This is a genomic window from candidate division WOR-3 bacterium (genome assembly GCA_011052815.1).
GTDB lineage: Bacteria > Hydrothermota > Tepidihabitantia > SM23-42 > SM23-42 > DRIG01.
The window spans coordinates 22567-35066 of the sequence record DRIG01000058.1 but is presented as its reverse complement, the minus strand read 5'-3'; the positions used below and the strand labels follow the sequence as shown (position 1 = coordinate 35066).

General features: G+C 45.8%; 11 protein-coding genes. 4 read left to right on the top strand and 7 right to left on the bottom strand.

Annotated elements, in window-relative coordinates; genetic code table 11:
- Together ENI34_05370 and ENI34_05365 are read right to left on the bottom strand one after the other, a co-directional pair.
- A partial coding sequence (locus ENI34_05370) for a GTP-binding protein HSR1 (protein ID HEC78559.1) occupies nucleotides 1-809 on the bottom strand: 809 nt, incomplete at its 3' end.
- 44 nt (nucleotides 810-853) lie between these two features.
- On the bottom strand, nucleotides 854-2524 hold the full coding sequence (locus ENI34_05365) for a formate--tetrahydrofolate ligase (GenBank protein HEC78558.1): 1671 nt from the start codon (nucleotides 2522-2524) through the stop codon (nucleotides 854-856).
- Nucleotides 2525-2692: 168 nt separating this feature from the next.
- Here ENI34_05365 and ENI34_05360 point away from each other — a divergent pair, with 168 nt between their 5' ends.
- Nucleotides 2693-3670, top strand: a complete 978-nt coding sequence (locus ENI34_05360) for a phosphoribosylformylglycinamidine cyclo-ligase (GenBank protein HEC78557.1) — start codon at nucleotides 2693-2695, stop codon at nucleotides 3668-3670.
- A 6-nt stretch (nucleotides 3671-3676) separates the two neighbouring features.
- Here the strand turns inward: ENI34_05360 and ENI34_05355 are convergent, their stop codons facing one another.
- From ENI34_05355 to pyrR, 4 genes are read right to left on the bottom strand one after another with little or no spacing between them, the layout of a single operon-like run.
- Nucleotides 3677-4180: a hypothetical protein gene (locus ENI34_05355; protein ID HEC78556.1), complete on the bottom strand. Its 504-nt coding sequence runs from the start codon at nucleotides 4178-4180 to the stop codon at nucleotides 3677-3679.
- Between the two features lie 5 nt (nucleotides 4181-4185).
- Nucleotides 4186-5469, bottom strand: coding sequence for a dihydroorotase (locus ENI34_05350; GenBank protein HEC78555.1), 1284 nt, complete (start codon nucleotides 5467-5469; stop codon nucleotides 4186-4188).
- Nucleotides 5462-6385, bottom strand: coding sequence for an aspartate carbamoyltransferase catalytic subunit (locus tag ENI34_05345; protein ID HEC78554.1), 924 nt, complete (start codon nucleotides 6383-6385; stop codon nucleotides 5462-5464). The genes ENI34_05350 and ENI34_05345 overlap by 8 nt, the downstream gene beginning before the upstream one ends.
- Nucleotides 6386-6388: 3 nt before the next feature.
- Nucleotides 6389-7027: a bifunctional pyr operon transcriptional regulator/uracil phosphoribosyltransferase PyrR gene (pyrR, locus tag ENI34_05340; protein HEC78553.1), complete on the bottom strand. Its 639-nt coding sequence runs from the start codon at nucleotides 7025-7027 to the stop codon at nucleotides 6389-6391.
- 417 nt (nucleotides 7028-7444) lie between these two features.
- On the opposite strand from pyrR, the gene ENI34_05335 reads away from it, so the two are divergent.
- From ENI34_05335 to ENI34_05325, 3 genes are read left to right on the top strand one after another with little or no spacing between them, the layout of a single operon-like run.
- Nucleotides 7445-8077 carry a DUF4159 domain-containing protein gene (locus ENI34_05335; GenBank protein ID HEC78552.1) on the top strand — a complete coding sequence of 211 codons (633 nt, stop codon included), beginning with the start codon at nucleotides 7445-7447 and terminating at the stop codon, nucleotides 8075-8077.
- Between the two features lie 3 nt (nucleotides 8078-8080).
- Nucleotides 8081-11137, top strand: a complete 3057-nt coding sequence (locus ENI34_05330) for a hypothetical protein (protein ID HEC78551.1) — start codon at nucleotides 8081-8083, stop codon at nucleotides 11135-11137.
- Nucleotides 11134-11853 carry a tetratricopeptide repeat protein gene (locus ENI34_05325; protein ID HEC78550.1) on the top strand — a complete coding sequence of 240 codons (720 nt, stop codon included), beginning with the start codon at nucleotides 11134-11136 and terminating at the stop codon, nucleotides 11851-11853. Before ENI34_05330 ends, ENI34_05325 begins: the two co-directional genes overlap by 4 nt.
- Nucleotides 11854-11855: 2 nt before the next feature.
- Here the strand turns inward: ENI34_05325 and ENI34_05320 are convergent, their stop codons facing one another.
- Entirely contained in the window at nucleotides 11856-12464 is a 609-nt protein-coding gene (locus ENI34_05320) for an HAD family hydrolase (protein HEC78549.1), read from the bottom strand.
- Nucleotides 12465-12500: the final 36 nt, after the last annotated feature.

Genomic DNA, 12500 nt, shown 5'->3' with positions numbered 1-12500 from the left:
GTCGTGCCCTGTTTGAGCACAATCGGTTCATTTCTTACCACGGGTCTGCCGATCTTTTTCGTATAAACCCTGATGATATGCAACTCGTCAAATAACTTTTCTTTTAATAATGCCGTCTGCTCTTCCGAATGCGTTGAAAACGGTACAACGACAAACTCTTCGCCGTACTGTCCGACAAATTGAGTATATCCGTCATTGACATCCACTTTATTCAAAAGAATCACTGTATTTTTAAAATCACCGAATTCCTGTTTTCTTATAAAAATATTCTTCTCATTAAGGGCATGATGGATTGTATCAAACTGGCTGGCCGGTTCGTGGGTTGCGTCGAGAACGATCAACAGAAGATCGCCGTTTCTGTACAGACCGAAAAGCCATGCCGGTGCATCGTCATGTAAAGGCGGTGTATCAACAATCTGAATCTTGATGTCTTTAAATTCCATCATACCCACCTTGGGCAACTGGGTGGTAAATGGATAATCTCCGACCGCGGCATGTGCATTGGTCAATGTATTGAGAACAGTTGATTTTCCACAATTGGGCAGCCCCACGAGAACAACCTGACCCGCTCCCTGTTTTTCAACCTGATACCAGATACCTCCGGATCCTTTTGATTTTTTCTGTTTGGCGATGGTGTTTTTGAGCTTTGAAATCTTCGTCTTCAGTTCAGCCTGTAATTTTTCCGTACCTTTATGTTTTGGAACGACCGACAACATCTGCTGGAGATAAACCAGCTTCTCCTGCAGCTCTTTCGCCTCCCTGTATTTTTTCTCAACATCAAAATACTGCGGCGGTAGATTTGCCGGCATACTACACTCTCCTCTTCATCCTCTTTTGTTCAATCAAATAAGACTTATGACAACCCTGAAATCCTTCCTTGCTCATCAATATCAATCCTCTGGGCGTTCGGAACCTTTGACAATCCCGGCATCAGCATAACTTCACCGGCTAAAGGTACCAGAAAACCCGCTCCTGAAGAGATATTGATTCCCCTGATGGTGATCTTGAAATTTTCCGGTCTGCCGTATAATGCGGGATTATCCGACAGAGAACTGTTGGTCTTTGCAATACAGATCGGCAGTTTATCGAATTTCAATCTCTTTATTCGTCTTATATTCTTCTCGGCCTTCGGAGTGTATACAACACGCGCGGCACCGTATATCTGAGTCGCCACCTTTTCAATCTTCTCTTCGATGGTATCCTCTAAATCATATATTGGACGGATACAGCATTCGTTTTTCCGGATCGATTCGCAGACGAGTTCTGCAAGTTCCACAGCTCCGTCCGCTCCCTGAGAAAACGCCCTTACCTCTGCACACTTTACATCGCGATCCCTACAAAATTCCTGGACCAGTTTGATCTCCTCGTCGGTATCACCTTCAAAAACATTCAGAGCGACGACGGGTTTTATTCCGAATTTAATCAAGTTGTCGATGTGCTTCTCCAGATTCAGAAATCCCTTTTTGAGTTCTTCAGTGGTGCCTGACTGCGGAGTTTTCTTCACAGCGCCGCCGTGCAGTTTCAACGCCCTGATTGTCGCCACCAGCACCGCACCATCCACATTAAACCCGCCGACCCGTGAGACGATATCAATAAATTTTTCCGCACCGAGGTCTGAACCGAAGCCGGCTTCGACAACCGTGAAATCACAGAGTTTCTGAGCCATCTTTATCGCGATGATACTGCAGGTGCCATGGGCGATATTGGCGAACGGTCCGCAATGAATAAACGCCGGCGTGTGATCGATTGTCTGCACGAGGTTCGGTTTCAGCGCATCCTTTAAAAGCGCCGCCATTGCACCGTGCACACCGAAATCTTTTGCATAAATGGGGTTGCCTTCCATATCAAATGAAACCAGAATCTTTCCAAGCCGTTCTTTCAATTCGGGTAAAGACTGCGAAAGAGCGAGAATCGCCATCACCTCACTGGCGGCAGTGATGATAAACCCGTCTTCACGCGCCGGGCCGTTCGGTCGGCCTCCCAATCCCACGACGATATCGCGCAAACTTCGATCATTCATATCCATCGCCCGGCGGAAGAGTATTTCGCGTTCATCGATCTTCAATCTGTTTCCGAAGTGGATGTGGCTGTCGAGAACGGCTGAGAGCAAATTATGAGCCGCACTGATTGCGTGGATGTCACCGGTAAAATGCAGATTTATATCTTCCATCGGCAGAACCTGCACATAGCCGCCGCCGGCGGCGCCTCCTTTGATTCCAAAGACCGGTCCCAGGGACGGCTCCCGTAAAGTCACGATCGAACTCCTGCCGAGCTTGTTCAACGCCATACTCAATCCAATGGAAACCGTGGTCTTGCCCTCGCCGTATCGCGTGGGTGTCATTGCGGTTACCAGCACGAGTTTACCATCCGGCGCCGTTTTAACCTTTTCATAAAATTGAAGTGATATTTTGGCTTTAAAAACTCCACAGGGAATAACAAAATCGTCGTCAATATCAAGCCTTTTCGCCAGATCCATAATCGGCACCAGCGTGGCTTCCTGGGCAATTTCTAAATCACTCTTCATATATTTAGTATATCGCCAGGATTCATTATGTCAATCTGCATTTGGGGTCAAATCTTTACATTAGACATCCATTCAGTGAAAATAAAAATTCATTCCGTCTGACATCCGATGTAAAGATTTGACCCCAGATAGCCATTGCATTATATCAAAAAATGGATATTATTACCTATGCTTTACAAAGACGCCGGTGTCGACATCGATTCTCTAAATCTCCTGCGTAAAGGAATCGGAAAACAGGTTGCAAGAACATACCTGAAGAATATCAAATCGGCATTCGGCCTCTTCGGAGCCGCATACCCGCTCGGTAAGGACTACTTGATCAGCAGTGTCGACAGCGTCGGCACAAAGATCCTCGTCGCCTGCGGTATGGGAATACACCACACCGTGGGTCAGGATATCGTCAACCACTGCATCAACGACATCCTGACCACCGGCGCACGGCCTCTTTTCTTTATGGACTACATCGGTTTCTCAGAGATTGAAAACAAAACACTTCTGGAAATCATCAAGGGGGTAGCCACCGCCTGTAAAAAAGAAAAGCTCATATTGATCGGAGGCGAAACCGCAAGTCTCACGAGATTCTATCCAAAAGGTATCTACGACCTCGTGGGATTCATCGTCGGTATCGTAAATAAAAAAAGGTATCTGGATACGTCAAAGATCAAAACGGGTGATCTGCTCGTCGGATTGGAATCTTCGGGGCTCCACACCAACGGGTACTCACTGGCGCGGAAAGTGCTTCTGAGAAAGTTTACCTTTTCTTCTTATATCCCTGAGCTGAAATGTAAACTCGGTGAAGAACTGCTGAAGATCCATACCTGTTATCAACGCTATGTTGCACCGAGATTCCAGTCGATTAAAGGAATAGCCCATATCACCGGCGGCGGTTTCTTCGACAACATAAAGCGGATTCTGCCGGCAAAGTGCGCCGCCGTAATAAACAAAAACACCTGGACCCCGCCGCCCATCTTCAAGATAATAAAAGAGCTCGGTAAAGTGCCTGACGAAGAGATGTATCGGGTGTTCAATATGGGTATCGGGATGGTACTGGTGGTTGATAAAAAAAACCTGCGGAAATTCAAATCTCCGAAGGTAAAACTTATCGGCGAAATCGTTAAAGGGGATTTCGGGGTGAAAGTCGTTTGATAAAATTCAGTTCTGGACCGAATGTTCCCGGTCAAGCACCTCGGTGATCTCCATGATCAACCGTTCATTCAGGATAATCTTCTGTTCCTCGGTCAGATTATATGATTTTATGCCTTTAAATTTTTTCGGAACCTTATTGAGATAAAGGACGAAATCGACATCATTCGCAACGACTTCGGCAAAAAATTTTACGAAATCGCTGCGCCTGAGCGTACGGCAGACCCGCGGCGCAATGATGTTCTCTTCAATCGCCCGCGTCGCCGGTTCAATATGGCCGTCGATCTGAAACGCCACGGCATACACCTCGATATCAGAATTCACACTTTTGATTTCAAAAACGATCGGGTAATTGAATTTTTCACTGAATTTGAACTCAAAATCTATCTCTAAAAAACCCCGCTGGATCTTTTTGCCTTTAATAATCTGGATCGTACCGAAGAGGTCATGACCGCTGCCGAGCCAGTCGGGTAATATAACACTGCCGTAGCGGTTGTTTTTCGTGTCAACCATACTCTTCAATCCTCTTCATAATACTTCAATTCACCATTGACGATAACCCCGATGCTTTTACCCACCAGCTGTTTGTTTAAAAACGGGGTGTTCTTTGACTTTGACTTTATCGTCCCCGGGGTAACCTTCCACCTCTTTTGAGGATCAAAAATCGTTATATCCGCCACCGCGCCCTTTTTCAACACTCCAAGATCAAGATGAAGTATCTTTGCGGGATTCACCGTCATCTTCTCAATCACTTCCAACCAACCGAATTTATGTCTGTTCACCAATTCCGCCGTCACCATTGAAAGTGCGGTTTCAAAACCGATCATACCGGTGGGTGCGGTGGTAAACTCCAGCTCTTTTTCCGCCTCACAATGGGGCGCATGGTCGGTTGCAATACAATCGATCGTTCCGTCTTTCAATCCCTCGATAATCGCCCGTCGATCCGCCTCCTCTCTTATCGGTGGATTCACTTTGTAGTTGGTGTCGAACTCTTCCAATACCTTATCATTAAAATAAAGATAGTGGGGGCAGGTCTCACAGGTAACCTGGATCCCGTCTTTCTTCGCCTGTCTTATCAATTCCACTGCTCCACGTGTGGAGATGTGACAGAGATGGAGCCGTGCTCCGGTGAATTTTGCAAGGAGCAGATCACGGGCGACGATTATCTCCTCAGCGACCGCTGGTGAACCTTTGAGTCCCAATCTGGTGGAGGTGAAGCCTTCATTCATCGAACTGTTACGTGATAGATTTTCATCAATCGGATGTTCAAATATCGGCAGACCGAACGTCTTTGAATACTCCAGTGCATATCTAAGAACTTCGGCATTGGCGACCACATCACCGTCATCGGAAAAACCCTTCGCACCCGCCTTGACAAGCTCTCCGAACTCGGTTATCTCTTTTCCTGCCCGCTGTTTCGTGATCGCCGCAATCGGAAATATCCGGCAGAGATTCACCCGGCCCGCTTCCTGGTAGATGTAACTGACAACTCCCTCATTATCAATAGGAGGAGTCGTGTTGGGCATACAGCATATCGTAGTGAAACCACCGGCGACCGCAGAGTTGCTTCCGCTCTCTATCGTTTCCTCATCCGGTCTGCCCGGATCACGTAAATGGCAATGTAAATCAATAAACCCCGGACATACGATCTTGCCGCGCGCATCAATAAGAAAAGCATCTTTTCTGTCTATTTTTTTATCGATCTGAACAATCTTATTGCCCCTCACAAGGACATCCTGCTTTTTATCAAGGCCTGTCTTCGGGTCGATAACCCTTCCGCCTTTAATCAAGATATCAGACAATTCTTCCTCCGGAATGGATAAACAACACCGCCATCCTGGTTGCCACACCGTTCTTCACCTGATTCAAGATAACCGATCTGTCACTATCTGCTACATCCGGATCAATCTCAACCCCACGGTTGGTTGGTCCCGGGTGCATGATAATACCCTTCGGTTTCATCTTCTGCACCCGTTCCTTTGTCAAGCCGTAAAGTTCCCGATATTCTCTTATCGAAGGGAAAAGCCCGGCTTCCTGCCTTTCCAGTTGAAGCCGAAGCGCCATTACTACATCGAAATCTCCGATGGCGTCATCCAGTTTGTAAAAAACATCAACTCCGAGTTTTTTGACATCCAGGGGAATCAATGTCGGTGGCGCACAGAGTCCGACCTGTGCTCCCAGGATCTTTAATCCGAAGATATTCGAACGGGCGACCCGCGAATGTGCGATATCTCCCACAATCAGCACCTTTAAATTTTTGAAACCACCGAAGTATTGTTTTATCGTCATTAAATCCAGCAAAGCCTGAGTCGGATGCTCATGTGCACCGTCCCCGGCGTTTATCACAAAAGCGGCTAAGTGTTCACCGAGGAATTTAGCGGCACCGGGCGCCGGATGTCTGACCACCACGCCGTCGACCTTCATCGCCTCGATGTTTTTCGCGGTGTCAAGCAGGGTCTCTCCCTTTGTTACACTCGATGTACTCCTGGAAAAGTTGAGGATATCGGCTGACAATCTCTTCGCCGCAATGCTGAATGAAATCTGGGTGCGTGTTGATGGTTCAAAAAACAAAGTCAGAATAGTCTTGCCGCGCAGCGAAGGAACAATCGGAATGGGCCGCTCCAGTACACCGGCGAACTTTTCCGCCAGGTTGAGGTACTGCATGATCTCTTTTTCCGTCAGGCCTTCTATGCCCAAAAGGTCTTTTCTTCTATTCATACCCTATTTTTTCTTCAGTTCTTTGATCACCAATTGCTTTACCTTTGGTTTGGGAGCGGTTTTCAATCTTATCCGATTCTTTCTTTTCTTCTTCTTCGCCTTCTTCTTGACCTCGACAATGCGATGGATGAAAACCCCTTCTTCCTTGTCGACCTCTTCAATATGTAGATCCACGATCTCGTTTTTGGCAGTCGGAACTTTTTTGCCGACGAAATCCGCCTGGATGGGAAGTTCCCTGTGACCGCGGTCGACCAGAACCGCGAGTTGAATTGCTTTCGGTCGGCCGAAATTGAAGATCTCCTCCATTGCCGCCCGGATCGTCCTGCCGGTATAGAGAACATCATCAACCAGCACAATAATCTTTTTGTTTATATCAAAGGGGATATCAGTGCTTTCAATAATGGGCATTTCGGAAACGAGCTGCAGGTCATCACGATACAGAGTTATATCAAGAGCCCCTATGGGTATCTTTTTTCGTTCACAGTCGTATATGATACCGGCGATCCGACGGGCAATGAAATCGCCGCGCCGTTTTATTCCGATGAGCACCAGATTCTTTGTACCCTTGTTCCGTTCGATGATTTCATGGACTATCCGACGCAGCGCTCTTTTTATTTCCGAACGCTCCATTATTGTTTTCATTAAAATAAATTATAAATATATTTTACGCCAAGTCAAGCAGCGTATGGGGTCAAATCTTTACATTAAACATCATATAGATAACCGTCCTTTTTATTTTCATAAAAATAATGAATAATCTAAAAATTCACCCACAACTTACCTGACTCCTCTCCACTTTTTATCATCCCTCTGCCCGCTCTTTTGTCATTCTGACGGAGTCTGCCCGAAGCAGACGACTGAAGAATCTCAATAACTAATGACTGATAAAGATTCTTCGTTTCACTCAGAATGACAGAGAAAGAAGGCAAACTCAGACGTTGTCCTGAGTGGAACGAAGCAATGACGGAGAAGAAGGGTCTTTAAATAAAAACGAAAAAAGTGGAGAGGAGTCAGACAACTTACAGCTTGACATTAAAGGTTAAGACCTTATAATAATATGTGAATACACTGCTTTTGATACTGATTCTTTTAGGACAGTATGATTTTACGATCGCCCGGGTAAAATACAGCGGCGGCGGTGACTGGTACTCAGACCCCTCATCCCTTCCGAATCTGTTGAGGGAGATTCGGGAACGCACCAGCATCCGTACCCCCCTGAAAGAAGATATTGTTGAAATCTCGGACCCGGATCTCTTTAAATATCCATATCTCTATCTCACCGGTCATGGAAATATACATTTTTCAGACAAAGAACTTAAAATTTTAAGAAGCTATTTTGCGGCGGGAGGTTTTCTTCACGCCGATGATAACTACGGTATGGATTCGTCTTTCCGACGTGAGATAAAAAAGGTCTTTCCTGACTCCCCGCTGGTGGAACTGCCCCTTGATCACCCGATCTACCACTCTTTCTACGATTTTCCCGACGGCTTACCCAAAATTCACGAGCACGACGGTAAACCGGCGCAGGGATTCGGTATATTCTACGAAGGTCGCCTTGTGGTCTTCTACACCTATCAATGTGATCTGGGTGACGGCTGGGAAAACCCTGAAGTGCACAACGACCCTCCGGAAAAGAGGGAAGCGGCTTTTCGAATGGGAATTAATATCGTTGTTTACAGTTTAACCCATTGATTCATGTCCGACATAAATGACCTCCTCAAAAAAGTAAAGAAATACGTCAGGATTCAGGAACTGATAACCGTTTCATCTTATATCATATTCACATCATCCACAGTGCTGATTGCTCTGTCGGTTGCATTGCTCCTCATAAAATCCCCTTTATACGCACTCATCGGAGTACTTCCTCTTTTATTATACCGCCCCTCTTCTTTTTTCAAAAAGGTGAAGACAATCGAAAAGAAACTCGGCTTGAAGGGTGAACTCGTAAACTGCATCCAGCTTTCCCGGATTCCGAAAAACAACAAAGAGAGGTATTCTCAGGAATTCATCGACGCCTACATCAGAGAGACGGTCAAAAAAACAGAAAACCTGGACTTCAAAAAGTCGCTCAGCTATGCACCCCTCCGCCGGGCGTCTCAATTTCTATTGATTTCCATCGCATTCTTTCTTATCCTGCCGGCGTTTATGCCTGCGCGCTTCTGGTATTCCTTGAATCACAAAATCGATTATTATACGACGCCGTCCGCCGACAAATTCATCAAAGGCACCCAGGTCGAACTGGCTCTCCACCTGAATGGAGTATATCAACCCGGAAACGTCAAACTGATCATCAACAGAGGAAAAACAGTAATTAAAGAAAAGCTTGCGGTTAAAAACGGACGTGCGCTGAAAAAACTCAGATTGGAGGCTCCCCTAACATACCATTTTGAATTCCTCGACAAAAAAACCGATGAAGTCACTCTCTCCACCCTGGAACCGCTTTACATCAAATCCCTCTCTTTTTCTCTGAAGTATCCTTTGTACACGGGATTGAACCAGGAAGTAAAAACCGGGAGGCAGATAATCGCACCACGTGGAACCAGAGTCCATATGCAGGGAAGCGCCTCCCAACCACTCTCCGCCGCCTCTTTATTACTGTTTGAAGACACCCTGGAATTGAATTACAGGGATAATGAGTTCTCAGGGGACTTCACTGTTGACGAAAATGGTACAGCCGTACTATTCCTTGAATCTTCAACCGAGCTGAAAGAACAGATAATAATCTATGCGATTCCGGATCTCGCCCCGCTTGTCGACATCTTCTATCCCGGGTACAACATCAATCTGCCGAACGACATGCAGCTCGACATCGGAATCAAGTGCAGTGACGACTACGGTCTTCGCGACGCCGTCTTCCACTACACATTCAAAAATGAAAATAAAAAACCTCTGCATCTTAAAAGAGGAGCTCTTCAGGATACACTCTTCTTCACCTGGGATTTGAGTGGACTCGGAATGCTGCCCGGTGACGAAGTCAGTTATTTTGCAGTGATAACCGACAATGCAGGCAACAGGACGAAGAGTAAAACCTACCGTGTATATTTCCCCACGATGGAAGAGATATATGAAGAGGTCAGTAAAAAAGAAGATGTTATTGAAGAAGGGTTGAAAGATTTACGTTCCGAACATACCGACAAAGTCGAAGAGATCGAACGCATCAAGCAGAAGTTAATGAAAGAAAGGGAATTGACGTGGTCTGAGCAGGAAAGATTGAAAGAACTCATCGGCGATGAAAAAGAAATTCTGGAAAAGATAGATGACTGGCAGACCGAGTTGAAAAAAACCATTGAAAAATTAAACCAGGGGATCATCCTCGATCGTGAATCTATTGAGCGGCTGTACGAAATATCAAAGATACTGCAGGAAATCGCACCCGAGGAGTTGAAACGTGCTTTAGAAGAACTCCAGACAGCCGTCAATAAAAATCCACAGGATATTCAAAAAGCCCTGGAACGTCTTCAGAAAGAGCAGAAAGAACTGGCAAAGGCATTGGAGCGGACACTGAAAATACTCAAACGTTATCGTCAGGAGCAAAAGTTGAAAGAGCTCGCCGAAAAGGCGGTGGAATTGGCTTTAAAGGCCGAAGAACTCGATTCGCTCTCTGCTGAAGAGACCCCCCTTGATCTCAGCAAAGAGATAGAAGACCTTGATACCGAAATTAAAAAACTTTCCGAAGAACTGAGAAAACTCGCCGCATCAGAAGAACTGGAGCAGGAGATAAGTGAACGGCTGAAAGAACTCGCCGAAGAATCAGAGAACGTCGCCCGAACTTCTTCTATGCCGTCGAAGAAAAAAGGACTGCGGCGGCTTGCTGATAAACTGGATCAGTTGTACGCGACCTTTACAAAAGGCCGCATGGCGCAGTTGAGAAAAAAATTACTGGATATCTTAACCCAGTTGATCGAGATATCAAAGGCTGAAGAGAATCTCTTCCAGGAAAACAAAGATATCGACATTGAAGAGCAGAGCCAAATAATGACCGCTGCCAGAGCTGCAGCGGAAAGCCTTTATGCCCAGCAACTCAAAAGTCTCTATGTGACGCCTCGAATGGGAAAGACGTTTGCCCGGGCCCTGAGCCATATGAAAAAAGTGGTGCAGAACAAAGATAAAAGAACGAACGCCAGGAAATCCATGGAATTGATAAACATCGTCTGTCTGGAAATGCTCCGAAATCTGGAAAAAGCGAGTGAAGGCGGAGAATCTTCCACAGGGTTCGACCAATTCCTTCAGGAGCTGTCCAGTATATCAAAGGGCCAGATGAGCCTCAATCAATCGCTCTTTAATATCTTTCCGATCCCGGGCGGTGAGGGGTTGACCCCTCAACAAAGAGCACAACTGGCGAGGCTCGCCGGTAAACAGCGTGCCCTGCGCCAGGCGCTTGAATCCCTTAAATCATCATACGGAGAAGCTGAACAGCAGGCATTGATCGATAAAATCATTGAAGAAATGAAAGAGACAGAAGAGGCGTTATATCAATACAAACTGGATCGGAAATTGATTGAAAGACAAAAGAAGATTTTGACGAGACTGCTTGATGCGCAAAAATCAATCAGGAAGGAAGACTACAGTAAAAAGAGAAAGAGCAAACCGGGACAGGATATACTCGGTGAGAGAAATATAGAACCACTGCCTGACGATCTGGGAAAAGACCGGCTGCGCGAACTGATTCAACAGGCTCTCCAGGAAACTTATCCCCGGGAATATGAACTCTATATCAGAGAGTATTTCAAAACTTTGTTCGAAGAAAGATGATACTGCTTTTCTTGTTTTTAAACATCGAAGTACATAGTAAAATCGACAGCCTCTCCTCTCTGCTCGATAAGGCACCGCAGTTGAGCACGATCCTCGAACTGAACAGATGTTACCTCAAACTCAGTGATTTTGATAAGGGAATCGAATTATTAAAAAAATACGAAAAGAACTCATCCTGGGAAGAAAAACCTGTTTTATTATTCGCTATTGCCGAAGACTACTTCTTTTCCGGCCGACTGCTTGAAGCACGTAAAGAATACCTGCTCCTGTCTACTAAATATCCCCGTGCGGACATCACCAATGATGCGCTTGAACGACTCTATCTGATTGAATCAGTAAAGGAAAACACGGCACTATTAAAAAGACTGGCATACGCCCTCTATCTCTTCCATATCGGAAACTTTGATTCTGCTGAAGACAGTTTGAAGCCTCTTTTAAAAAGCACAGCCGGTGTGCACGCCTGTTATTATCTGGCTCTTCTATATAAAGAAAGAGGTGAACTCCCCCTCGCCCTCAGCGCCCTTGAGGAATCATTCAACACCTCTCCGGCGCAAAAAATGAATAACGCCCTGCTGCTCTACGCAGAACTCCTGATTCAACTGGATAAGAAGAAAGAGGCACAGAGGATTCTGGAAGAACTCCTTGTCAACACACCCTCATCCATCTATGCTGTCCGGGCCCGACGGATGCTGAAACAAGAGCTCGGCAAAGAATAATCCTAAACCGCCAGCGAATATATATCCTCAGGTCCTTTAACGTGTCGAATCTTCATCCCTAAACTCAGAGCCGGTTCGAGATCGACGTCATAACGGTCTCCCACAAAGAGACATTCTCCGGGAATCACCTGGAGATCTTCAGCCGCCTTCTTAAAGAAGGTTATATCCGGTTTGAGCAACTTATAGGTGTTGTAAGTGAATATCCTGCAGAACAGGTTTGTTATCCCAAGCGCCTCAAGGGTCCGTTCTGATTGAACCAGATTATTATTGGTCAAAACCGCAAGTTTATACTGTTCTTTCAATCTAACAAGGCTCTCAATTAATCTTTTATCCCGGGACAGATATTTACGTGGATCAAAGTAGTTGATATTCTCGCGATGCCAGAACTCTATAGGAACCCCGAACGATTTCAATACCAGGGTATAAGGAACTCCCGCTCCGGTCTTCTTTCCCAGTTCATCACGCCTGGTTTCAATCAGTTTACGGGCGTCGGCAAGAGTAATCTTTTGGAATCTGGACAGCGTGAGATATGCAGCTTCGGCAAACTTCTCTCTTATTACCGTACTCTGATATAAGGTGCCGTCGAGGTCGAAGATTACCGCTTTAATCATTTCCCACACAAAAGCAGCGATGGAGAAAGAATATGC